Source organism: Amycolatopsis alba DSM 44262 (assembly GCF_000384215.1).
Classification (GTDB): Bacteria; Actinomycetota; Actinomycetes; order Mycobacteriales; family Pseudonocardiaceae; genus Amycolatopsis; species Amycolatopsis alba.
On sequence record NZ_KB913032.1, the window covers coordinates 9,344,887 to 9,366,613 of the forward strand.

Below are 21,727 nucleotides of genomic sequence, written 5' to 3' on the forward strand. Positions count from 1 at the left end.
GTTCGATGAAGGGGGACGTGGCGATGCCAGGGAAGGCCAAGGCACCCACGAGCGCGAAGGCGCGAAGCGGCAACGGTCTCTCCGCGCTGGGCGGCGAGGAACTCGGCTCCGCGGCACAACGTGACCGGCGGCGTCGCATCATCGACGCGACCCTCACCCTCGCCGCGAAGGGCGGGTACGACGCCGTCCAGATGCGGGCGGTCGCCGAGAAGGCGGACGTCGCGCTCGGCACGCTGTACCGCTACTTCCCCTCGAAAATCCATCTGCTGGTTTCCGGGCTGGCCAGGGAATTCGAACGCGCGCAGGAGAAACTCGACCGCGCGACCATCCCCGGCGACACCCCGAGCGAGCGGCTCATGGTCGTCCTCGGCCGCAACACCCGGCTGATGCAGCGGGACCCGCACCTCACCGAGGCCATGGTCCGCGCGTTCATGTTCGCCGACACCACCGCGGCCGCCGAGGTCGAGCAGGTCGGACGGCTGATGGAGAACATGTTCGCCAAGGCCATGGGCATCGAGGACCCGACCGAGGCCGACCGCGACATCTTCCACGTCATCGCCGACGTCTGGATGGCGAACCTGGTCGCCTGGGTGACACGGCGCGCTTCGGCCGCCGACGTCGCGAACCGGCTGGAACTCTCGGTGCACCTGCTGCTGGACAAGAACGTCTGACATCCGGTTCCGTTAACCAGCCTTACCACTCACAGCCCAGCCGCGTGTCCTGAAGGCCCCTTTGAGACGTTGAAGGTCTCAAAGGGGCCTTCAGGACAGTGCCGAGACGGGTGAAGGGCGCTTTCCCCGCATCGGATGCGGGAAAGCGCCCTTCGGCTTCGTCAAGCCGTCAGCTTCGGCAGCACGTCCCGGCCGAAGGTCTCGATGAACTCGTCCTGGTTCCGCCCCACGTTGTGGACGTAGATCCGGTTGAAGCCGGCGTCGACGTACTTCTGCAGCGCGGCGCGGTGCACGTCCGGGTCGGACGAGACGACCATGCGGCCCTCGAAGTCCTCGCGCCGCACCAGCTTCGCCATCTGCGCGAAGTCGAACGGCGAGCGGATGTCGGCCTTCGGGAACTTCATGCCGCCGTTGGGCCACTGGTCCATCGCGTTGGCCCACGCCGTCTCGTCGTCCTCGGCCCACGACAGGTGCACCTGGAGCAGCTTCGGCATCGAGTCCGGGTCCTTGCCCGCCTTGCGCGCGCCGGTGCCGAAGTTGTCGAGGATCCCCGCCAGCTTCTCGATCGACGCGCCGGGCGTGATCAGCCCGTCCGCCAGCTCACCGGTCTTGCGCGAGGTGTACGGGCCCGCCGAAGCGATGTAGATCGGCGGCGGCTCGTCCGGCAGCGTCCACAGCCGCGTGGTGTGCAGCTTGAAGAACTCGCCGCTGTGCTTGACGTCCTTGCCGGTGAACAGCTTCCGGATGACCTCGAGCGCCTCGAACATCCGCCGCACGCGCTCGGGCGCCTCGGGCCAGTAGCCGCCGATGATGTGCTCGTTGAGCGCCTCGCCGGAGCCGATGCCGAGCCAGGTCCGGCCCGGATACGTCGCCTCCAGGGTCGCCGCGGCCTGCGCGACCATCGACGGGTGCAGCCGGAACGACGGGCAGGTCACGCCCGGCCCGAGGTCGCCGGTGGTGTTCTCCGCCAACGAGGCGAGCACGCTCCATACGAAGGAAGCTTCACCCTGTTGAGGGACCCACGGCTGGAAGTGGTCGGCGGCCATCTGACCGGAGAACCCGTGTTGCTCGGCCAGCGCCGCCAGCCGGATCGACTCGCGCGGAGAGAACTGCTCCAGCGCCGCGGCCAAGCCGATTTGCACCTCAGTCACGCCTGCTGCCCCTTTCGAAAGCTCTCGGCGACCTTCGCGTACTGGTCGAGTAGCTCCAGTGTCGCCGCTTCGGGCTCGGTCGGCAGGAAGATCGTGGCCTCGTCGACGCCGCCTGCGACCAGCCTGCCCAGCGCGCCTTCCTCCGGGGTGGCACCGAAGGCCGAGAACTTGAGGTCGGTCCGGCCCTGGTCTGCCAGCCACTGACGGGCCCGGCGAAGCTCCTCCGGCGGGGTGTGGGCGTGCGGCAGCCACCCGTCGCCGTATTTCGCGATCCGCTGCATCGCCTTCTCGCCGGCGCCACCGATGTAGATCGGCGGATGCGGCTTCTGCACCGGCTTGGGCCAGGCGAAGATCGGGTCGAAGTCGACGAGCTTGCCGTGGAACTCGGCCTCGTCCTTGGTCCAGATCTCCTTCAGCGCGGCGAGCTGCTCGTCGACGAGCGCGCCCCGTGTCCGCGGATCCGTGCCGTGATTGCGCATTTCCTCCCGGTTCCACCCGACTCCGACGCCGAAGTCGAACCGGCCACGGGAGACCAGGTCCAGCGAGGCGACTTCTTTCGCCGTGTGGATGACGTCGCGCTGCTGCAGCAGCGCGACGCCCGTGCCCAGTCGCAGGTTCGACGTGGCCCCGGCCGCCGCCGTCAGCGCGACGAACGGGTCCAGCGTCCGGTAGTACACGCGTGGCAGATCCCCGCCGCCGGGATACGGCGTTTCCCGGCTGACCGGGATGTGCGAATGCTCCGCGATGTGCAGCGAGCTGAACCCGCGCTCTTCGACGGCGGCGGCGAGGACGTCCGGCCTGATGCCTTCATCGGTGATGAAGGTGGCGATTCCGATCTCCATGTCCAGCAACTACCCGGACACGCCCCGCGATATTCCCGGCGGCTAGACGTTGCGCCGGTACTGCCCGCCCACCTCGAAGAACGCCTCGGTGATCTGGCCGAGCGAGCACACCCGCGCCGCGTCCATCAGCACGCCGAACAGGTTGCCGCCGCGGGTCGCCGCCTCGCGCAGCGTCTTGAGCGCGACCTGCGCCTCGGCGTGGTGCCGGTGCTGGAAGTCCTCCAGCCGGTTCAGCTGCGACACCTTTTCGTCCTCGGTCGCCCGCGCAAGCTCGACCTCGACGTCGTTCTCGCCGCCGTGCGGGTTGCGGAAGGTGTTGACGCCGATGATCGGCAGCGTGCCGTCGTGCTTCTGGCGTTCGTAGAGGATCGACTCGTCCTGGATCTTGCCGCGCTGGTAACCGGTCTCCATCGCGCCCAGGACGCCACCGCGCTCGGAGATCCGGTCGAATTCCAGCAGGACAGCCTCTTCGACCAGGTCCGTGAGCTCGTCGATGATGAACGAGCCCTGCAACGGGTTCTCGTTCTTCGACAGTCCCCATTCCTTGTTGATGATCATCTGGATGGCCATCGCCCGGCGCACCGAACTCTCCGACGGCGTCGTGATCGCCTCGTCGAAGGCGTTGGTGTGCAAGGAGTTCGCGTTGTCGTACAGCGCGCACAGCGCCTGCAGCGTGGTGCGGATGTCGTTGAAGCTCATCTCCTGCGCGTGCAGCGACCGGCCGGAGGTCTGCACGTGGTACTTGAGCTTCTGCGAACGCTCGTTGGCGCCGTAGCGCTCCCGCATCGCGACCGCCCAGATCCGGCGCGCGACCCGGCCCAGCACCGAGTACTCGGCGTCCATGCCGTTGGAGAAGAAGAACGACAGGTTCGGCGCGAAGTCGTCGATGCTCATCCCGCGCGCGAGGTAGCTCTCGACGTAGGTGAACCCGTTCGACAGGGTGAACGCCAGCTGTGAGATCGGGTTCGCCCCGGCCTCGGCGATGTGATAGCCGGAGATCGACACCGAGTAGAAGTTCCGGACGCCGTGGTCGATGAACCATTCCTGGATGTCGGCCATCATGCGCAGGCTGAACTCGGTGGAGAAGATGCAGGTGTTCTGCCCCTGGTCCTCCTTGAGGATGTCCGCCTGCACGGTGCCGCGGACGTTGCGCAGCGCCCATTCGCGCAGTTCGGCGGCCTCGGCTTCGGACGGCTCGCGGCCGTGCTCGGCCTTGAACGCCTCGACGCGCTGGTCGATCGCGGTGTTGAGGAAGAACGCGAGGATCGTCGGCGCCGGGCCGTTGATCGTCATCGACACCGACGTGCTCGGCGACGTCAGGTCGAAGCCGTCGTAGAGGACCTCCATGTCCTCCAGCGTCGCGATGGAGACGCCGGAGGTGCCGACCTTGCCGTAGATGTCGGGGCGGGTGTGCGGGTCGTGCCCGTAGAGGGTGACCGAGTCGAAGGCGGTCGAAAGGCGCTTCGCCTCGGAGTCGGCCGACAGGAGCTTGAAACGCTTGTTGGTGCGGAACGGGTCGCCCTCGCCGGCGAACATCCGCGCCGGGTCCTCACCCTCGCGCTTGAACGGGAAGACGCCCGCGGTGTAAGGGAAGTATCCGGGCAGGTGCTCGCGGCGCAGGAACGACAGCAGCTCGCCGGACTCGGTGTAGCGCGGCAGCGCCACGCGCGGGATCCGGTTGCCGGACAGCGTGTCGCGCCAGAGCTGGGTGTGCAGTTCCTTGTCGCGGATCTTCACGACCAGCTCGTCGGCGCGGTAGGACTCGGCGAGCTCGGCGAAGCGCGACAGCAGATTTGTCGACTCACCGTCCACATCGGACTCGGCGGCGGCGAGCAGCCCGTCGAGCGCGTCGGTGCTCGCGTCGACGGCGGCCAGCGCCTCCTTGGCCGCGGCGAGGTGTTCGTGCTTGCGGAGCGCGGCGACCTGCTGCCCGGTCTTGGTGTGATAGCCGCGGACGGTGTCGGAGATCTCCGCGAGGTAGCGCGTCCGGTTGGCCGGGATGATCGTGCTGGCGTCGGTCGACACCTTGCCCTCGACCTTCGGGAGCACACCGGGTGAGACGGTCAGGCCGCGCTCGGCGAGGGTGTCGCGCAGGTGCTGGTAGAGCGCGGTGACGCCGTCGTCGTTGAACTTCGCGGCGCTGGTGCCGTAGACCGGCATGTCCTCGGGCGAGGAGCTGAACGCCTCACGGTTGCGGACGAGCTGGCGCGCGACGTCGCGACGGGCGTCTTCGGCGCCGCGGCGCTCGAACTTGTTGATCGCGACGGCGTCGGCGAAGTCGAGCATGTCGATCTTCTCCAGCTGCGACGCCGCGCCGAACTCCGGCGTCATGACGTACAGCGACTGGTCCACGTAGTCGACGATGCCGGCGTCACCCTGGCCGATACCCGGCGTCTCGACGATCACGAGGTCGAAGCCCGCCGCCTTGCAGGCGAGGATCGACTCGGAGAGCCCGGTGGGGATCTCGCCGCTGGTGGTGCGGGTGGCGAGCGAGCGGAAGTAGACCGGGCTGCCGTCGAGGCAGTTCATCCGGATGCGGTCGCCGAGCAGCGCTCCCCCGCCCTTGCGGCGCGACGGGTCGACGGCGAGCACGGCGATGCGGAGCTTGTCCTCCTGGTCCAGCCGGAACCGGCGGATCAGCTCGTCGGTGAGCGACGACTTGCCCGAACCACCCGTTCCGGTGATGCCGAGGACCGGCACCGTCCGCGACTTGGCGGTCTCGGTGATCTTGGCGAGCCAGTCCTGCGGCAGGGCCTCGCGCTGCAGCTGGGTGATGACGCGCGACAGCGCCGGGATGTCACCCGAAAGCAGTTTGTCGAGCGCGCCTGGCGACTGCGCGGACAGGTCCGTGTCGCAGGCCTTGATCATCAGGTTGATCATGCCGGGGAGGCCCATCTCGTAGCCGTCCTCGGGCGAGAAGATCCGCGCGACACCCCGCGAGTGCAGCAGGTCGATCTCCTCGCGGACGATGACGCCACCGCCACCGCCGAACACCTTGATGTGCCCCGCGCCGCGTTCGTCGAGCAGCTCGACCAGGTAGCTGAAGTACTCGACGTGCCCGCCCTGGTAGGCGCTGATGGCCACCCCCTGGACGTCCTCGGCGATGGCCGCGGTGGCGACCTCGTCGACCGACCGGTTGTGCCCGAGGTGCACCACCTCCGCGCCCTGCGACTGCAGGATGCGCCGCATGATGTTGATGGACGCGTCGTGCCCGTCGAAGAGACTCGACGCCGTCACGAAGCGAACGGGGTTCACGGGCCGGTGCAGGTCGCTGCTCATCCCCCCAAAATACTTGGACTTCCGACTATTTTAAACCCGCCTACTCGCGTGACGGCGCTCTCACTCGTCCTTGACAGCCCGGCTCATGCCACTATATTCAACCATCAGGTTAATCAACCGACTGATTGAGCACAGATGACCACTGATCAGCTCAGCACCACGTTCGCCGCGCTGGCGGACCCCACCCGCCGCGCCATCCTGGCGCGCCTGTCCGGCGGGGAGGCCACGGTGAACGAGCTGGCGGAGCCCTTCACCGTGAGCCTCCAGGCCATCTCGAAGCACTTGAAGGTCCTCGAGCGCGCGGGCCTGATCAGCCGCGGCAAGACGGCTCAATGGCGGCCCTGCCGCCTCGAAGCGGGGCCACTCGGCGACATCTCGGACTGGGTCGAGCGCTACCGCCGGTTCTGGGACGACGGTTTCGACCGTCTCGACGAGCACCTGACCGAACTCCAGAAAGGCAAGCCGGATGAGTGAGAAGGAGCTGACCATCACCCGCGTCTTCGACGCGCCGCGCGAACTGGTGTTCCAGGCGTGGACGGTTCCCGAGCAGTTCGCGAACTGGATGGGCCCCAAGGGGTTCACCGCCTCCGGCGTGCAGATGGACCTCGCCGAGGGCGGCGCCTGGCGAGTGACCATCGGCAACCTCGAAGGCGACGAGCACACCGCGGCCGGGGTCTACCGCGAGATCTCCGCGCCGGAACGGCTGGTGTTCACCTTCTCCTGGGTGTCCTCACCCGAGGAGGCGACCCTGGTGACGGTCGACTTCACCGACCTCGGCGACAAGACCGGAATGACTTTCCACCAGGGCGAATTCCGCTCCGCGGACTCCCGCGACGAGCACCGCGCCGGGTGGTCCGAAACCTTCGAAGACCTCACCGCACACCTGACCAGGCAGGAGACGAACCGATGAGCATCGCACTACCCGAAATCGTGTCGCGCGAAGAATGGCAGACCGCGCGGGACGCCTTGATGGTCAAGGAAAAGGAACTCACCCAAGCCACCGACGCGATCAGCGCCGAACGCCGGCGGCTGCCCATGGTCCGCTTCGACGGCAAGTACGAGTTCGAAGGCCCGGACGGCCCGGTCTCACTGCTGGACCTGTTCGAAGGCCGCCGCCAGCTGATCGTCTACCACTTCATGCTCGCCCCCGGCCAGGAGGCGGGCTGTCCCGGCTGCTCCATCGTCGTGGACAACATCGGCCACCTCGCCCACCTGCACGCCCGCGACACCACGCTGTACGTGGTCGCTCCGGCGACGTTGCCCGAGATCGAGCGGTACAAGGAGCGGATGGGCTGGACTGTCCCGTGGGTCTCGACAGGCGACGGCTTCAACCCGGACTGCGGCATCGACGGCGGGTTCGGCATCAGCGTCTTCCTGCGCGACGGCGACGAGGTGTTCCGGACGTACTTCACCACCGCCCGCGGCGGGGATCAGCTGGTGGGGACGCTGCGGTACCTGGACCTGACGCCGCTCGGGCGGCAGGAGGCGTGGGAGGAGTCCGGCCGCGGGACCGACGGCCCCGGTCACTGGTGGAAGCGACACGACGAGTACTGAGCCCCGCCTCCGCGCAAACCAGTCCTCTGAATGCTGTCGAGGCGTGTCGAGAACAGCGCGCCCGCTCCGACCCCTAGGTATCCGGCGCCCGAAAGCGGGCGCCACACCGAAAGGGATCGGCCATGCGCAAGCTCGTCTACTTCGTCCACACCTCGATCGACGGCCGCATCGAGGGCCCGGACGGCGAGTTCGACTGGCCCGAGATGGGCCCCGAGCTGTCCGGCCACTCCAAGGAGCTGGCCGACCGCTCCGACACCTTCGTCTACGGGCGGCGCGTCTGGGAGATGATGGCGTCGTTCTGGCCGGAGGCCGAGAAGAAGTCGACCCACCCGCATGTCCTGGATTTCGCGCCGATCTGGCGGAACACGCCGAAGATCGTCTTCTCCCGGACACTGGAGAAGGCGGATTGGGACACCGAGGTCATCAACGACGACCTCGCCGGGCGCATGACCGAACTCAAGGCGAAGCCGGGCAAGGATCTCCTGCTCACGGGCGGGACCGAACTGGCCACCGCGTGCGCCCGCCACGGTCTGGTCGACGAGTTCCACGTCGTCGTGCATCCGGTCGTGCTCGGCGGCGGGAAGCAGGTGCTCGCGGGCGGTGCCCGTGCCGACCTGCGGCTGACCGGCACCCGCACTTTCGACGGGCGCGCGGTACTGCTGACCTACGAAAAGGCGTGAACCGGGGCGGCAGCCCCTACGCTGCCGCCGTCGGGGTCACCTCGAGTTGCTCGCTCGCAACGCGATCCACTGCCGCATCGCGTACTCGACCAGCGTGATGAGCGTCTGCTTCGTCGACTCCCGCTCCCGCGCGTCACAACGGACGATCGGGATGTTGGGGTCGATCGACAGCGCCTCACGCACGTCGTTGATGTCGTGTTCGAGGATGCCGTCGAAGGTGTTGACCCCGACGATGTAGGGCAGGCCCCGGTCCTCGAAGAAATCGATCGGCGCGAACGAATCGGCCAGCCGTCGCGTGTCGGCCAGCACCACGGCGCCGATCGCGCCGCGGACGAGGTCGTCCCACATGAACCAGAACCGCTGCTGCCCCGGCGTGCCGAACAGGTAGAGGATCAGGTCCGCGTCCAGGGAAACCCGGCCGAAGTCCATCGCGACCGTGGTGGTCGATTTGTTGGGCGTCTGGTCGAGGTTGTCGATCCCCCGACTGGCGTCGGTCATCATCGCCTCGGTGGTGAGCGGGACGATCTCCGACACCGATCCGACGAAGGTCGTCTTGCCCGCACCGAAGCCACCCGCCACGACGATCTTCGCGGATGTCATGGTCGGGGGCGCGGTGTCCCGCGGTGCCTTAAAGCCGACGGAGTCCACTCAAAACCCTTTCCATCAACACCAGATGTGCCTCGGCGCCGTCATTGCCCGAAATCGTCTTGTGCACGCTGACCAGTCCCGCGTCCGCCGCGTCGCTGATCAGCACGCGTGCCACACCCAGCGGTACGCGCAAGGTCGCCGCGATCTCGGCGACCGAACGCGGGGTGCGGCACTCCTCGATGATCGAAACGCACTCGATCTGCTCCGCGGCCACCGAGGGGAGGCTACCCGCGGCGACATGGTCCTTGGTGGAGATCAGGGTCTCCAGCTCGAGAGCGTAGTTCGCCTTGGTCCGGCCACCGGTGAGAGCATAGGGGCGGACGATCGCCGTCTCTTCGAGTGGCGACGGCGCCTGCTCGAACACGGCGGGCATGATGAACTCGCCACTGGGTGGACCGGGGTCGAAAAGACCACCTGGTCTCGGCCCGACGGCGCCTGCGCCGCTGTCGGGTGGAGAGGCAAGTGAGGTCACGCGGTCTCCTTGATCGGTCGGCTGCGGGACTGCCTGTTCCCCGGCGGCGTGTGCTCCGCCCACCTGGGAATCGTCTGACTGCTTGTTCTTCTTGCGCTTCCGACGACCACGGCCCGAATCCAGGGTGAAGCCGTTCAGGACGTCAGCGAAGGTACCGTCGTCCCGTGAACCGGCAGCATGGGCAGCCCCCGCGTACGGAGGCTGGTGTTCACCCGTCCCCGGCGGGTCGCCGAAGGATCCGGATCCGGTGCTCATCGGGACATCATCCCACCGGTTCGCCGATCAGCGACCCGCCGGCGCCCTGCAATTGTGCGCGGAGTTCCGGCGTGAGGATCTGACCGACGCGGTCGACGAGCATGGTCATCTCGTAGGCGACTTGCCCGATGTCGCAGTTCGGGGCGGCGAGGATGGCCAGGCACGAACCGTCGCTTATGGACATCAGCACCATGATGCCGAGTTCCATCTCGACGACGGTCTCGTTGACCGCGCCCGCCTCGAAGCAGCGCGCGGCGCCCTGGGTCAGGCTCACCAGGCCGGACGCGACCGCGGCCAGCTGGTCGGCGCGGTCGAGCGGGAGCCTGCTGGACGCGGTGAGCAGGAGGCCGTCCGCCGACACGACCACGGCGTGCGCCACTCCGGGTACCCGCTCGGCGAAGTCGTTCACCAGCCACCCGAACTGGTTTTGCTGGGGCTGGGCCGGGTTCGGCGAGGTCATTCACCCTCCAGGGTTTCGTGGTTGCCTTCGGTCGCCTGGGCTGTGTGGTGCCGTCCGCGCTGGATGCCCTGCTGGAAACTGCTCAGGCGACCGCGCACGTCGTGCGCGTCCCGCTGTGGTCGGGGGGTGACCGCCCCGGCGGGGGGTCCCGCGCTGCCCGGAAGCAGCTGCTCCCCGCGACGGCGCCTGGGTAATCCTGCCGAAGTCATCTTCGAGGGCACAGACTGGGACACCGCTTGGGCGGCTTTCCAGCCTTCGTCGGAGCCGAAGTTCCAGGCGTCGGTCTCCTCTGCGGCAGCGACCGGTTCCGCTGCCTGCGGTTTCTTCTCGGGCTTCCGGCTCGGCAACGCGGCGGGCGGCACCACCGGACGCGCGGCCGTCTCCGAAGGCTCCACTGCCTTCGCCGCCTTCACCGGCTCGGGCTCCGGCTGAGTGGCGGGGAGCTGCGTGGTGGCCGGGGTGGCCTTGTCCGCCGTCTCCTTGCGACCCCGCCGGACACCCTGCTGGAAGCTGCTGAGCCTGCCGCGCACGTTCGCCGGGTCTCGGACGGGCAGGTCCGAACCGGTGGCGGGTTCGGCGGCCGGGACCGACGACGCCGCGCTGCCCGGAAGCAGCTGCTCACCCTTGCGACGGCGCGGCAACCCGGCCTGGGTGAACGTCGACGGGGCGTGCTGCGAGACCTCCTGGACCGTGCGGAAAGCCTTGTCGCTGGCGAAGTCCCAGTTGCGGGCGTCCTGCTCGGCGGTGGTTTCGGCTTCGGCGGCGGGCTCGGGAGCCTTCGCCTCCTCGGGCTCCTTCTTCCCCGGCTCCTCCTTCTCGACCGCGGGTTTGGCCGCAGGTTTGGCCGCGGGCTTTTCCGGAACGGGCGAACGGAACCACGCCGAGAGCATCTCGTCGAAGATCGGCGTCGTCTCCGACGCGGTGGGCGGCGGCGGCGCGGCCGGGGGCGGCGTGGTCGCCTGGCTCCACCATTCGCTCAGCGTGGTGCTGTTCTTGGCCTCGAACAGTTCCTTGCCGCTGGGCAGCTCGTCTTCCGCCGGAGCGGACGCGGCGGGCTCCGCCGTCTCCTCGGCGACCGGCTCGGGCTCCGGCAGGCGGGGCTGCGGCGCCGGCGGCTGAACGGCGGGCTGGGCCGTCTCGCCCTGGGGGATCGGGCTGAACAGCGCCGTTCCCGAAATCTCCAGATTCGACGGCGGCCGCGACTCCTGGGGCCTGCCGTGCCCGTTCGTCCCGGCTTTGGTGTGCCCCGCCAGATCGTTCGCCGACGGCCAGCGCTCGCCGCCCTGCGAGGGCACACTCGGCGTTCCGGGCCGCGAGCCGTTCGTCGGCCGCTGGCGGCGGGGCAGGCCGCCCGGCTGCTGCGGCGGCACCGGCGCGATCCGCTGGGTGATCGGGCCGGTGGCGGGACCGGGATCTCCCCCCTGCGGCACCATCACGAGGTCCGCCGGGACCGAGACCGTGGCACGGACACCGACGATGTCCTTGCCGCCGTGCAGCGAGACACCGATGCGGTGCCTGCTCGCCAGCCGCCCGACCACGAACAGGCCCATCCGGCGCGAGGTGGTGAGGTCGACGTTGGGGGCCTCGGTGAGCCGGGCGTTGGCCTCGGCGACCTCGGCCTCGTTCATCCCGATGCCCTTGTCGAGGATGTCGATGCCGAACGAGCCGTCTTCGACGAGCCGGGTCGCGACCGTCACGTGGGTTTCCGGGGCGGAGAACGCCGTGGCGTTGTCCAGCAGTTCGGCGATCAGGCGCATGAGGTCGTTGGCGGCGTACCCGACCAGCCGCACCGGCGGCGGGTTCTGCACGGTGACCCGCTGGTACTGCTCGATTTCGGAGACCGCCGCGCGCACCACGTCGGTGGCGGAGACCGGCTGACCGGACCGCCTGCCCGGCTCGGCGCCGGAGAGGACCATCAGGTTCTCGTTGTTGCGCCGCATGCGGGTGGCGAGGTGGTCGAGCTGGAACAGCGTGGCGAGCTGGTCGGCGTCTTCTTCGTCGCGCTCGAGGCGCTCGATCAGCTGCAGCTGCCGCTGCACGAGGCTCTGGCTGCGGCGGGAGAGGTTGACGAACACGTTGCTGTAGCCGGTGCGCATCGAGGCCTGCTCGGTGGCCAGGCGCAGCGCCTGATGGTGGACCTTGTCGAAGGCCCTGGCGACCTCGCCGATCTCGTCGTCTCCGCCGACCGGGACCGGCTGCACGTCGGTGCCCTGCGAGCGGCCCTCCTGGATGTTGCGGACCGCGTCGGGCAGTTGTTTCTCCGCGACGTCGAGGGCGCTGGCGCGCAGCACCTTCAGCGAGCGCAGCAACTGGCGGGTGATGAGGAAGACGACGGCGACGGCGAGCACCATCGCGCCGAACAGCAGGACCGCGAGCAGACCCGCGCCGCTGCTGGCGTCGTCGACCAGTTCGGCCGACACCGCGCTCGTCTCGCCGCCGAACTTGTTCGCGACCTCCCCGACCTTGGTGATCACACCGGTCGAGGCGTCGGTCCAGCCCTGCGCGGACATCGTGCGGAACGCCTGCGTGGAGGAAGTGCCCTGTTCGCCGAGGGCGGTCTTCGCGAGCCTGTCGCGGTTCTCCATCGCGTCGTCGGTGACGGCGGAACCGAACTCGTGGCGCTGCTGTTCCGAAGCGGCGGCCTTGAAGTCGGTGAACCGGTCGGCCAGGCGCAGTTCCGAGGTGCGCAGCTGGTCGAGTTCGCTCGGCGCGAGGCTCGACCGGGCGATGCCGAAGGAGACCAGCGCCTGGCTCAGCGACAGCTGTTCCTTCATCACGGCGAGGTCGTGCAGCGCGGCGGGGGTGCCGCCGAGGACGTTTTCGCTGGCGCCCGCGGACAACGCGGTGTCGAGGGCGAGCAGCGCGGTGGTGATGTCGGTGTACTCGCCGACGGCCTGGATGGGATCGAGCTGCCCGGCGGAGGCCCGCTGCCGGATGCCTGCCAGCTTGTCCAGCTGGACGGCCGCGGCGTCCCGCGCCTGGTTGAGCGACGGCTCGTTCTGGACGGCCCTGGACGCGGCGGCCCCGTAAAGCGGGATGGCGGTGTCGACGTCGGCGCGGGCCGAGCCGAGTTCGAGGGTCCCGCCGACGGTGCCGGCGGTCAGCCCGGCGGCGGACTGGGTGCGTTCGCGGCCGAGCCCGTCGGCGAGGGTGCGGATCTGCCCGCTCAACGCGACGAGCCGGTCCAGCCGCTGGTAGCCGTCGGAACGGCCGACCTGGCCCGCGATGGTGGCGATGCCGAGCGCGAGCGCGATGAGGATCGGCACCAGCGTCACCGCCGACAGCTTCACCGGCAGGCTCCAGTCCCGCCAGCGCACGAGCGCACGCCAGCCGGTGGCCCATCGAGAGGGCCGGGGAGTGCGTCCCAGCAGCTCCCCGACCGGCACTTGGCCTTCTCCTGCAACGGTCACGTAGGTGACTCCCTGTCCGGCGTCCTGGCACGGTCTGAGGCGTCCGTTCCCGCGAGGTACCTGCCTGCGGAGAACTCGGCCCCGGCCTGACCACGTGATCGATCGCGACACGAGGGACCCCGTCCGGCGATCCGGATGTCCCCAGGAACATCGGTCCGCTTCGGGAGGTCTTGCACCTGCACGTGCAGGTCGCAACCTGCGAAGTGCATGGTCGTCGAGATCAACTTTTCTTTGCCAATCGATCACTGCGGGTCAGTCGGGCCAAAGAATCGTACACCAATCCGGGTGCCGTCAATTCCGTTCGGCACACACGTGCTGACCAGGGAAAAGTGTGCGGCCGAACGATGTACAAGGCTCGAAATCCGTCTTCGCGTCACAAACGAGGGAATTCCGGTTACAACTTGCGGCGATACACAGGGTGCCCTCATCACCCGATCAGCCTACGGACGGTAGCCACGTAGCCCGGTCGAACTACTTTCCGTGCCCCCAACGGGTGGGTCAAGCCCAAATATGTGCCCGATGTTGTGGCCTTGACACTCAAGTCGGCAAGATGTCGCCCGACATGGTGATTTCTTTCCGGACACCCGCCGAGCCTGGAGGTCTTCCCCGGTCCGGACCGGCGGGCACCGTATCGAAGCCCATCGCGACCGGAAAGCGAAACTACGATCTGTCACCAGAAAGTGGGACAGAGCGTGGTCATGATCCATCGTTTGCCGCAGTGGGCCGTTCGGGCGACAACCGCGCGTGACAATCGTGCTCACTATTACGAGTGATAAAGCCGGATCATTTCGGCCGAAACGATTTACGGGAACACTATTCCGATGACAAAGGGAATATAGCCTCGCACTGTCGTGGAAGCGGGGTCGCCTATTCAGCGCGCGTGAAGCCGTAGTTAGTATGTGCGCTCCCGTACCGCGCCACGGATGCAAGCAAGCCCCGGAGGAACCCATGCCCGACGTCGCGCGTCCTTACGCGGCGAGCAACGCCCTGGAGGACACCGGGCAGATGCCCGCGCTGTTCGCCCGCGAGCGCAAGCCCGCTACCCCGCCGCCGCGCAGCACCGGCCCGGACTTCGACCGGATCCAGCACGGCAAGGAGTTCGTCGCGCTGCGCAAGACCTTCCGGCGGTTCGTGTTCCCGATGAGCCTGCTGTTCTTCACCTGGTACATGACGTTCGTGCTGCTGGCGGCCTACGCCCACGACTTCATGAGCCGGAAGGTGTGGGGCGAGGTCAATGTCGGCATCCTGCTCGGGCTCGGCCAGTTCGCCAGCACCGTCCTGATCACGATCGCCTACCTGAAGTTCGCCAACAAGCGGCTCGATCCCCAGGTCGAACGGCTGCGGGCTTCGGTCGGGGCGGGTGAGCGATGAGCATCCCCGACAACAACCCGGCCCTGAACATCGCGGTGTTCGCGCTGTTCGTCGCGATCACCCTGTATGTGGTGTATCGCGCCAGTACACGCAACTCGTCCACTTCGGACTACTACGCGGCGGGCAGCGCCTTCACCGGACGGCAGAACGGAATCGCTCTTTCGGGCGACTTCCTCTCGGCGGCGTCGTTCCTCGGTATCGCCGGGGCGATCGCGATCCACGGCTACGACGGCTTCCTGTACTCGATCGGGTTCCTCGTCGCCTGGATGGTCGACCTGCTGCTGATCGCGGAACTGCTGCGCAACACCGGCCGCTTCACCATGGGCGACGTGCTGAGCTTCCGGATGAAGCAGCGACCGGTCCGCGCCGCGGCCGCGACGTCGACACTGGTGATCTCCTTCTTCTACATGCTCGCGCAGATGGCGGGCGCCGGCGGGCTGGTCGCCCTGCTGCTCGACATCCACGGCGGGATCGGCCAGGCGCTGGTGATCGGCGTCGTCGGCATCGTCATGGTGCTGTATGTGCTGGTCGGCGGGATGAAGGGCACCACGTGGGTGCAGATCATCAAGGCGACCATCCTGCTGCTGACCGGCGCGCTGATCACCGTGTTCCTGTTCGGCAAGTTCGGCTTCAGCTTCTCGAACCTGCTCTCGGCCGCCGCCGACAACAGCCCGCTCGGCGACGAGCTGCTGGAGCCCGGCGGCTCGTACGGCAAGAGCGAGGTCACGAAACTCGACTTCGTCTCGCTGGCGCTCGCGCTGGTCCTCGGCGCCGCCGCGCTCCCGCACGTGCTGATGCGCTTCTACACGGTGCCGAACTCGCGCGAGGCGCGGCGCTCGGTGGTGTGGGCGACCGCGTGCATGACCATCTTCTACCTCTGCACCCTGGTCATCGGCTTCGGCGCGGCCGCGCTGGTCGGCCCGGAGACGATCAAGAACGCGCCGGGCGGGGAGAACTCGGCGGCGCCGCTGCTCGCGCTGAACATCGGCGGCACCCTGCTGCTCGGCATCGTCTCGGCGGTGGCCTTCGCGACCATCCTCGCCGTCGTCGCCGGGCTGACGATCACCGCGTCGGCCTCCTTCGCCCACGACGTCTACGCGAACATCTTCAAACGCGGCAAGGCGGAACCGGCCGCGGAGGTCCGGGTCGCCCGGCTGACCGCGGTCGCCGTCGGGGCGCTCGCGATCGTGGGCGGCATCCTGGCGAACGGCCAGAACATCGCGTTCCTGGTGGCGCTGGCGTTCGCGGTCGCGGCGTCGGCGAACCTCTCGACGCTGCTGTACTCGCTGTTCTGGAAACGCTTCAACACCACCGGCACCCTGTGGGGCATCTACGGCGGGCTGATCGCGAGCCTGGTGCTCGTGTTCTTCTCGCCGGTGATGTCCGGGGCCGCGGACTCGATCGTCAAGAGCGTCGACTTCCACTGGTTCCCGCTGAAGAACCCCGGCCTGGTGTCGATCCCGTTCTCGTTCCTGTGCGGGATCGTGGGCACGTTCGTCGGCCGGTCGAAGGCCGATCCGGTCAAGCACGCGGAGATGGAGGTGCGGTCCCTGACGGGGATCGGCTCCTGACGGGCGCTCTCGCAGTACATGAAGGCCCCCTTGCTTGCGCCTGGCGTAAGCAAGGGGGCCTTCATGTACTGCGGCGAGGTGCGAAGGTCCAGTCCGCAGTGAGCCTCATTGCTTCCGGAGGCCGTCCAGCACGATCGTGAGCAGCCGCTCCGTGTCCTCGGGCGACGCCTTGCTCGCGGCCGAGCCCACCCCGTGGCCCAACCGCAGGATGTCGGGGCCGGTGACGTCGGCCCGGATCGTGCCTTCGTCCTGAGCCGCCTTCACGATCGTGTCGGCCGCGGCGTGCAGCCGTACCCGGCACCAGCCGAAGACTTCGGACCCGGCGTCGACGGACGCCTTCAGCGTCATCGCGAGCCCGTGCTTCTCGACCACGTAGACGATGTGCGTGGCCAGCCACGTCTCGAGCGCTTTGCCCGGCGGCAGCTCTTCGAGCAGGTCGTAGGCCTGCTGCGCCAGCCCGTCGATCTCGTCGCGGTAGACGGCCTCGATCAGTTTGTCCCGTGTCGGGAAGTGCCGGTACAGCGTGCCCGCGCCGACCCCGGCGCGTTTGGCGATGTCGTCGGCGGGCACGTCGACCCCGTCGGCGGTGAACGCCTCCTTCGCCACGGCCACGATGCGCTCGTAGTTGCGCCGCGCGTCCGCACGCATGGGGCGGGCCGGATCGGCCGTGTCCATCTGACCTCCTCGGGCGACGAAAACGGAGACATTCTCCGAATCCACTTGCGTAAGCGGAGACACTCTCCATATCATCGCTCACGACCTCAAGTGGAGAGTCTCTCCGCTTCATCTCGTTACGTCTTTGGAGTATTCCTTGACCGAGCGAACCTTGCGTGCCGAGCCTAGGCCCGAGACTGCCGGGGCCCCACCGCCTCCGCACTCGCTGGTCCTGCCGATCATCCTGACCTGCCAGCTCATGCTCATCCTCGACGCGACGGTGATGAACGTCGCGCTCCCCCGCATCCAGTCCGAACTCGGCTTCACCGACACGGGCCTGTCCTGGGTGATGACGGCGTACAGCCTCGTCTTCGGCGGCTTGCTGCTGCTCGGCGGACGGGCGGGCGACCTGTTCGGCCGCCGCCGGATGTTCGTCGTCGGCGCGGCCGTGTTCACCGCCGCGTCCCTGCTCGGCGGCCTCGCCGGTTCGGCGGAACTGCTGATCGCCGCCCGTGTCGCGCAAGGCGTCGGCGCCGCGCTCGCCGGGCCGAGCACACTGGCCCTGATCACCAGCACGTTCACCGAGGCCAAGGCCAGGGTGCGCGCGCTGGCGCTGTTCTCGGCGATGTCCAGCGGCGGTTTCGCGATCGGCCTGCTGCTCGGCGGGCTGCTCACCGAATGGATCTCGTGGCGCGCGGCGCTGTACATCAACGTCCCGTTCGGACTCGCGATCGTCCTGCTCACCTCGAGGTACGTCGCCGATCCTCCGCGACGGCGCGCCCGGCTGGACCTTCCCGGCGCGATCACCGGCACCTTCGGCGTCGGCTCGCTCGTGTTCGCCTTCACCCATGCCGCCTCGAACGGCTGGAGCGACACGATCACCCTCGGCACCCTCGCCGCCGGGCTGGCGATGCTGGCCGCGTTCGTCACCATCGAGACCAGGGTGAGCGAACCGCTGATCCCGTTGCGCCTGTTCGCCGAACGCGACCGGGCCGCGGCCTACGTCAACTTCTTCCTCGGGCCGATGGCCATGATGTCGATGTTCTTCTTCCTGACCCAGTTCCTGCAGGACATCGCCGGTTTCGCCGCGTTGGAGACCGGTTTCGCGTTCCTGCCGATGGCGGCCTGCATGTTCGGGCTCAGCAGGCTGATCCCGAAGCTGCTCCCCCGGTTCGGGCCGAAACCGCTCGCCATGACCGGGACCGCGCTGATGACCGGCGGGGTCGTCTGGCTGACCACGCTCACCACGGACAGCGGATACTTCTCGCATCTGCTCGGGCCGATGCTGCTGATGGGCCTCGGTGCGGGGCTGGCGTTCTCCCCGCTCAGCGTGATCATCATGGCAACCGTGCCCACCGACGACGCGGGTGCCGCCGGCGGCGCGCTTCAGACGTTGCAGCAGGTCGGGGCGACGCTGGGGCTGGCGATCCTGATCACCGTGTTCGGCTCGGTGACGCGGACCCCGTCGGGGAGCCCGGCGGAGACCACGGTCGACGGGATGACCGCGGCCTTCACCGCCGCCGCCGTGGTGACGGCGGTGTCGTTCCTGGTGGCGTTGAGCTTCCGGCGCCGGACCGCTTAGAGCTTCGCGCCCGCGTGGACCTTGTGCGTGACCTTGCGCTCCATCACGAAGGAGAAGAATGGGATGCAGCCGGCGATCAGCACGAGCAGCGTGCCCTTCATCGACCAGCGGGCCTTGATCGCGAGGTCGACCGCGAGCAGCAGGTAGATCAGGTAGAGCCCGCCGTGGACCATGGGGATCATCTTCACGAACTGGGGCAGTTCCACGCCGAAGACGTACTGCAGCAGCATCTCGACGACCAGTCCGAGCAGGGCCACACCGGTGGCGTACGCCGCGACGCGGAACCGGATCAGCGGTCCGCCCAGCGAGACCGGGCGGGCCGGGGCGGCGTCGTCAGTTCGGGTGGTCATAGGGTCTCGAACCTCTCTGGGGACTACTTGTCGCGGGCGTTGAGTTCGCGCAGGTACTGGTTGTAGGCGGCGAGCTCGTCGTCCTCGGGCGGCTGCGGCGCCGGGGCACGCCGCTGCCGGGACGCAGGCACCTCGGGGACGGCGGTCTCGGCCACCGTCTCCTGGGCGTCGGCCTCGGCGGCGCGGCGGCGGAGTTTGCGGATCCGCCAGAACATGAACGCGGGGAACAGCCCGAACAGCGGCCACTGCAGGACGTAACCGAGGTTCTGGAACGTCCCGCTGGCCGAGGAGAACCGCTCCCACTGCCACCAGGCGAGCCCGCAGCACAGCGCCAGGCTCGCCAGGCAGACGCCGGCGATGCCGAGACGGCGCAGGGCGACGGACGATGCGGGCACGCATCGACGCTAGCACTGGGCTCGGGGCGAAAGTTCGGCGACCGGGCCGGTCGGGACCTTGGTCCCGGCCGCTCCGCCGGGCCCTGCGGCCGGGACCGAAGGCGTGACTCGCGTGATTCACCACGGAACTCACGTGACTGGACTCCGCACTCGGTTGTGCGGCGCTCGATCACGCGAGATCCGTCTCTGATCACGCGAGATCCGTGGTGGATCACGCGAGTGCGGCGCCGCGGTTGCCTTACCGCGGCCGCCGGGTCATTTGGCGGCCGCGACGGCCTTCGCGTAGTCGTCCGCCAGCCCGAAGACCTTCTGCGCGTACTCGGTCGAGTTGTTGTACGACAGGATCCCCTGCCACCACCCCGATGCGGCCGACATGTCCCGGTTGTTCACGCACAGGTAGCGCGCCGCCGCCAGCGAAGCGTCGTCGATCTGCTGCGGGTCGCCGACGCCGTCGCGGTTGCCGTCGGCGGCGTACCGGCGCCAGGTGCTGGGGATGAACTGCATCGGGCCGACCGCGCGGTCGACGGCCGGGTCGCCGTCGAACTGGCCGCCGTCGGTGTCGCCGATGGCCTTCACGCCGGGCGACCCGTCGAGCGGGACGCCGATGATCGGCTTCGACGGCCGTCCGTCCTGGCCGAGGACGGCGCCGCCGTACTGGCCGTGGTTCGACTCGATCCGGCCGATGCCAGCCAGGGTGGCCCAGGAGATCTTGCAGTTCGGCTGCATCTGGCGCATCGCCAGTTCGGCGTTGCCGTAGGCGAGCAGCGCCCTGGCCGGGATGGTGGTGGCCTGCGCCGCCCGGTCGGCCCACGCGGCGAGCGGGTCCTTGCCCGGTTTGGGCTGCACCTGCTGCGGCACGGTCTGCTGGGCGGCGCCGCCCGCGAGGGTGGCGTTGACCGGGGCGACCGAACCGGGTTTGACGTCCGCCGCCTTGACCTGCAGCGCGGGGATCTCCATCGTCGTGGGGCTCGCGACCGGGGCGGACGCCTTGGTCACCAGCCAGATCCCGCCGCCGGCGAGGCCGAGCACGGCCAGCACGATCACCAGCCTGCCGAGTACGGCGGCGCCCACCCCGCGGCGTGGCGGAGCGGGCATGGCCGGGTCTTCGACGAGCTCGTCGTTTTCCGGGGTGGTGCGCACGAAGCGGGTCCTCCAGCGTGGGCGGCGATCACGACCGATGCTCGAACAACGAGCCCGCGCAGGTTAGCGTTACGCGGTTGCCGAGATCGCCCTTGCCACGCCGGTTCACCCGCGCGTGCGAGAAGTTCTCATCAGGCGGACTTCTGCTGCCTTGCCAGCCGCGCGACGCACCAGGCCGGGGCGCTGCCGCGGCGAAGGTGCTGCAAGACGGTCATCGGGCCGAGACGGCGGCCCAGGTCGGACGGCGTGAGCCCGGCCGCGCGGTAGTCGAGGGCGCGCTGGTCGAGCGGGCTGAGGCCGGCGTCCCACCAAGCTTCGGCCTCGGTGACGCCACCGACCATCTGCCACCAGCCCGCGGCCTCGACGAGCAGGTCGCGCGGGACGCCGGGCAGACGGCTGCTCATGGCGTCGACGTAGCCGGGGTCCGCGGCCTCGACCGGCGCCCAGCGCGCCTGGCCGGACTGCTGACGCTGACCGGGGATACCGGGAACTTGACGGGGCGCGTCGGCGAGCCACGCGGACGCGATCCTGTCCGTTTCCTGCTCCTCGGGGGTTTGCTCACGCTCGGCCGCCCACTGCCGGATCAACGCATCGACTCCGGGATCTCCGGTCATCCCTGCCTCCTCATGATTCCCCGACTGACAAGTCCTGACTTACTTGCCCGGCTGAAAGTTTCCGCTGCTTGGGGCTTGCACCTGCGGAAACGCATCCCCAGGAGGCTGCCTCCAGCGGCTGGAGGACCAACCGATCACGCAATGTGAGCACCGTAGGGGCGCGGAGGTCTTTTCCGCCAGAGCTTCCAGGGCACGAATTCGTCGACCAGCGGGTTTTCGGGGGCAATCCACCCGGATGGTCGAGTCGTTCGACCGAAATACGAGACGGGTGACGCTGAGTGATAATCGCTGGTGAATGCGCACGGTGATCACCGGCGCCACGAGGGACGCCGGTGATCATGGCGGCAGATCAGGAGAAGAGGCTCCGGACGAACGTCACGATGGCTTCGGCACCGGACCGGAGCCAGCCGAGCGCGGTGTGGACGGCGTCGGCGGACTGGGTCGGCCTGCTGATCAGAAAGAAGAGCACGAGCGCGACGACAGCGATCACAACGAATTTCTTCAAGCCGGGCGACATGGCTCCATCCCATCACACCGTAGTGTCCAGACGATGACTCCGCGCGCACTGCGGACTTTGTCACCACTTTAAGGAAATTCGGGGCCTGGTGCCCACCTTGATTCCCCGAGG

Annotated in this window: 21 protein-coding genes; 8 read left to right on the plus strand and 13 right to left on the minus strand. The window is 68.5% G+C overall.

The genetic code is table 11. From position 1 onward, the window contains the following. Window positions 1–23: 23 nt before the first annotated feature. Window positions 24–671, plus strand: coding sequence for a cholesterol catabolism transcriptional regulator KstR (gene kstR, locus AMYAL_RS0143050; protein ID WP_039796120.1), 648 nt, complete (start codon window positions 24–26; stop codon window positions 669–671). A 161-nt stretch (window positions 672–832) separates the two neighbouring features. Here kstR and AMYAL_RS0143055 read toward each other — a convergent pair whose 3' ends face one another. The 3 genes from AMYAL_RS0143055 to icmF are packed head-to-tail and all read right to left on the minus strand — an operon-like array spanning window position 833 to window position 5,943. After that, complete coding sequence (locus AMYAL_RS0143055; RefSeq protein WP_020637510.1) at window positions 833–1,822, minus strand: TIGR03557 family F420-dependent LLM class oxidoreductase; 990 nt, start codon at window positions 1,820–1,822, stop codon at window positions 833–835. After that, complete coding sequence (locus AMYAL_RS0143060; RefSeq protein ID WP_020637511.1) at window positions 1,819–2,664, minus strand: LLM class F420-dependent oxidoreductase; 846 nt, start codon at window positions 2,662–2,664, stop codon at window positions 1,819–1,821. The genes AMYAL_RS0143055 and AMYAL_RS0143060 overlap by 4 nt, the downstream gene beginning before the upstream one ends. Before the next feature lie 42 nt (window positions 2,665–2,706). After that, window positions 2,707–5,943, minus strand: coding sequence for a fused isobutyryl-CoA mutase/GTPase IcmF (gene icmF / locus AMYAL_RS0143065; RefSeq protein WP_020637512.1), 3,237 nt, complete (start codon window positions 5,941–5,943; stop codon window positions 2,707–2,709). 135 nt (window positions 5,944–6,078) lie between these two features. On the opposite strand from icmF, the gene AMYAL_RS0143070 reads away from it, so the two are divergent. From AMYAL_RS0143070 to AMYAL_RS0143085, 4 genes are all read left to right on the plus strand, one after another. Then, window positions 6,079–6,417 (plus strand): ArsR/SmtB family transcription factor, encoded by a 339-nt coding sequence (locus tag AMYAL_RS0143070; RefSeq protein ID WP_020637513.1) that lies wholly within the window; start codon window positions 6,079–6,081, stop codon window positions 6,415–6,417. Continuing rightward, window positions 6,410–6,853: an SRPBCC family protein gene (locus AMYAL_RS0143075; protein WP_020637514.1), complete on the plus strand. Its 444-nt coding sequence runs from the start codon at window positions 6,410–6,412 to the stop codon at window positions 6,851–6,853. Before AMYAL_RS0143070 ends, AMYAL_RS0143075 begins: the two co-directional genes overlap by 8 nt. Beyond that, a complete protein-coding gene (locus tag AMYAL_RS0143080) occupies window positions 6,850–7,497 on the plus strand; it encodes a DUF899 domain-containing protein (RefSeq protein WP_020637515.1) in 648 nt (215 codons plus the stop codon). The genes AMYAL_RS0143075 and AMYAL_RS0143080 overlap by 4 nt, the downstream gene beginning before the upstream one ends. Before the next feature lie 122 nt (window positions 7,498–7,619). Continuing rightward, complete coding sequence (locus AMYAL_RS0143085) at window positions 7,620–8,177, plus strand: dihydrofolate reductase family protein (protein ID WP_020637516.1); 558 nt, start codon at window positions 7,620–7,622, stop codon at window positions 8,175–8,177. Between the two features lie 36 nt (window positions 8,178–8,213). Here AMYAL_RS0143085 and AMYAL_RS0143090 read toward each other — a convergent pair whose 3' ends face one another. Genes AMYAL_RS0143090 through AMYAL_RS0143105 form a run of 4 tightly spaced genes read right to left on the minus strand, consistent with a single transcriptional unit; the run spans window position 8,214 to window position 13,398 of the window. Continuing rightward, window positions 8,214–8,777 carry a GTP-binding protein gene (locus AMYAL_RS0143090; protein WP_020637517.1) on the minus strand — a complete coding sequence of 188 codons (564 nt, stop codon included), beginning with the start codon at window positions 8,775–8,777 and terminating at the stop codon, window positions 8,214–8,216. A gap of 28 nt (window positions 8,778–8,805) precedes the next feature. Next, a complete protein-coding gene (locus AMYAL_RS50690; RefSeq protein ID WP_020637518.1) occupies window positions 8,806–9,552 on the minus strand; it encodes a DUF742 domain-containing protein in 747 nt (248 codons plus the stop codon). 7 nt (window positions 9,553–9,559) lie between these two features. Continuing rightward, window positions 9,560–10,012, minus strand: coding sequence for a roadblock/LC7 domain-containing protein (locus AMYAL_RS0143100; RefSeq protein WP_005166055.1), 453 nt, complete (start codon window positions 10,010–10,012; stop codon window positions 9,560–9,562). Beyond that, complete coding sequence (locus tag AMYAL_RS0143105; RefSeq protein ID WP_020637519.1) at window positions 10,009–13,398, minus strand: sensor histidine kinase; 3,390 nt, start codon at window positions 13,396–13,398, stop codon at window positions 10,009–10,011. The genes AMYAL_RS0143100 and AMYAL_RS0143105 overlap by 4 nt, the downstream gene beginning before the upstream one ends. 972 nt (window positions 13,399–14,370) lie before the next feature. Here AMYAL_RS0143105 and AMYAL_RS0143110 point away from each other — a divergent pair. Both AMYAL_RS0143110 and AMYAL_RS0143115 read left to right on the plus strand, forming a co-directional pair. After that, entirely contained in the window at window positions 14,371–14,793 is a 423-nt protein-coding gene (locus AMYAL_RS0143110) for a DUF485 domain-containing protein (protein WP_020637520.1), read from the plus strand. Next, entirely contained in the window at window positions 14,790–16,364 is a 1,575-nt protein-coding gene (locus AMYAL_RS0143115; protein ID WP_020637521.1) for a solute symporter family protein, read from the plus strand. The genes AMYAL_RS0143110 and AMYAL_RS0143115 overlap by 4 nt, the downstream gene beginning before the upstream one ends. Window positions 16,365–16,469: 105 nt before the next feature. Here AMYAL_RS0143115 and AMYAL_RS0143120 read toward each other — a convergent pair whose 3' ends face one another. Beyond that, complete coding sequence (locus AMYAL_RS0143120; RefSeq protein WP_020637522.1) at window positions 16,470–17,039, minus strand: TetR/AcrR family transcriptional regulator; 570 nt, start codon at window positions 17,037–17,039, stop codon at window positions 16,470–16,472. 136 nt (window positions 17,040–17,175) lie between these two features. Between AMYAL_RS0143120 and AMYAL_RS0143125 the strand changes: the two genes are divergently transcribed. After that, window positions 17,176–18,600, plus strand: coding sequence for an MFS transporter (locus AMYAL_RS0143125; RefSeq protein ID WP_039796121.1), 1,425 nt, complete (start codon window positions 17,176–17,178; stop codon window positions 18,598–18,600). Here the strand turns inward: AMYAL_RS0143125 and AMYAL_RS0143130 are convergent. From AMYAL_RS0143130 to AMYAL_RS50090, 5 genes are all read right to left on the minus strand, one after another. After that, the gene (locus AMYAL_RS0143130; RefSeq protein ID WP_020637524.1) at window positions 18,597–18,950 is read right to left on the minus strand and encodes a DUF3817 domain-containing protein; all 354 of its coding nucleotides are present in this window, start codon (window positions 18,948–18,950) and stop codon (window positions 18,597–18,599) included. The genes AMYAL_RS0143125 and AMYAL_RS0143130 overlap by 4 nt on opposite strands. 23 nt (window positions 18,951–18,973) lie before the next feature. Next, window positions 18,974–19,345 (minus strand): hypothetical protein, encoded by a 372-nt coding sequence (locus AMYAL_RS0143135; protein ID WP_020637525.1) that lies wholly within the window; start codon window positions 19,343–19,345, stop codon window positions 18,974–18,976. A 255-nt stretch (window positions 19,346–19,600) separates the two neighbouring features. After that, complete coding sequence (locus tag AMYAL_RS0143140) at window positions 19,601–20,485, minus strand: lytic transglycosylase domain-containing protein (RefSeq protein WP_020637526.1); 885 nt, start codon at window positions 20,483–20,485, stop codon at window positions 19,601–19,603. 131 nt (window positions 20,486–20,616) lie between these two features. After that, window positions 20,617–21,099: a helix-turn-helix transcriptional regulator gene (locus AMYAL_RS0143145; protein ID WP_020637527.1), complete on the minus strand. Its 483-nt coding sequence runs from the start codon at window positions 21,097–21,099 to the stop codon at window positions 20,617–20,619. Window positions 21,100–21,448: 349 nt separating this feature from the next. Beyond that, window positions 21,449–21,604 carry a hypothetical protein gene (locus tag AMYAL_RS50090; RefSeq protein WP_162182762.1) on the minus strand — a complete coding sequence of 52 codons (156 nt, stop codon included), beginning with the start codon at window positions 21,602–21,604 and terminating at the stop codon, window positions 21,449–21,451. Between the last annotated feature and the right edge of the window lie 123 nt (window positions 21,605–21,727).

What these genes read in the sequence shown, in the direction of transcription:
- kstR (WP_039796120.1), top strand. Translation starts at nt 24, where the DNA reads ATGCCAGGGAAGGCCAAGGCACCCACGAGCGCGAAGGCGCGAAGCGGC.
- AMYAL_RS0143060 (WP_020637511.1), bottom strand. Translation starts at nt 2,664, where the DNA reads ATGGAGATCGGAATCGCCACCTTCATCACCGATGAAGGCATCAGGCCG.
- icmF (WP_020637512.1), bottom strand. Translation starts at nt 5,943, where the DNA reads ATGAGCAGCGACCTGCACCGGCCCGTGAACCCCGTTCGCTTCGTGACG.
- AMYAL_RS0143070 (WP_020637513.1), top strand. Translation starts at nt 6,079, where the DNA reads ATGACCACTGATCAGCTCAGCACCACGTTCGCCGCGCTGGCGGACCCC.
- AMYAL_RS0143075 (WP_020637514.1), top strand. Translation starts at nt 6,410, where the DNA reads ATGAGTGAGAAGGAGCTGACCATCACCCGCGTCTTCGACGCGCCGCGC.
- AMYAL_RS0143080 (WP_020637515.1), top strand. Translation starts at nt 6,850, where the DNA reads ATGAGCATCGCACTACCCGAAATCGTGTCGCGCGAAGAATGGCAGACC.
- AMYAL_RS0143085 (WP_020637516.1), top strand. Translation starts at nt 7,620, where the DNA reads ATGCGCAAGCTCGTCTACTTCGTCCACACCTCGATCGACGGCCGCATC.
- AMYAL_RS0143090 (WP_020637517.1), bottom strand. Translation starts at nt 8,777, where the DNA reads ATGACATCCGCGAAGATCGTCGTGGCGGGTGGCTTCGGTGCGGGCAAG.
- AMYAL_RS50690 (WP_020637518.1), bottom strand. Translation starts at nt 9,552, where the DNA reads ATGAGCACCGGATCCGGATCCTTCGGCGACCCGCCGGGGACGGGTGAA.
- AMYAL_RS0143100 (WP_005166055.1), bottom strand. Translation starts at nt 10,012, where the DNA reads ATGACCTCGCCGAACCCGGCCCAGCCCCAGCAAAACCAGTTCGGGTGG.
- AMYAL_RS0143110 (WP_020637520.1), top strand. Translation starts at nt 14,371, where the DNA reads ATGCCCGACGTCGCGCGTCCTTACGCGGCGAGCAACGCCCTGGAGGAC.
- AMYAL_RS0143115 (WP_020637521.1), top strand. Translation starts at nt 14,790, where the DNA reads ATGAGCATCCCCGACAACAACCCGGCCCTGAACATCGCGGTGTTCGCG.
- AMYAL_RS0143120 (WP_020637522.1), bottom strand. Translation starts at nt 17,039, where the DNA reads ATGGACACGGCCGATCCGGCCCGCCCCATGCGTGCGGACGCGCGGCGC.
- AMYAL_RS0143130 (WP_020637524.1), bottom strand. Translation starts at nt 18,950, where the DNA reads ATGACCACCCGAACTGACGACGCCGCCCCGGCCCGCCCGGTCTCGCTG.
- AMYAL_RS0143145 (WP_020637527.1), bottom strand. Translation starts at nt 21,099, where the DNA reads ATGACCGGAGATCCCGGAGTCGATGCGTTGATCCGGCAGTGGGCGGCC.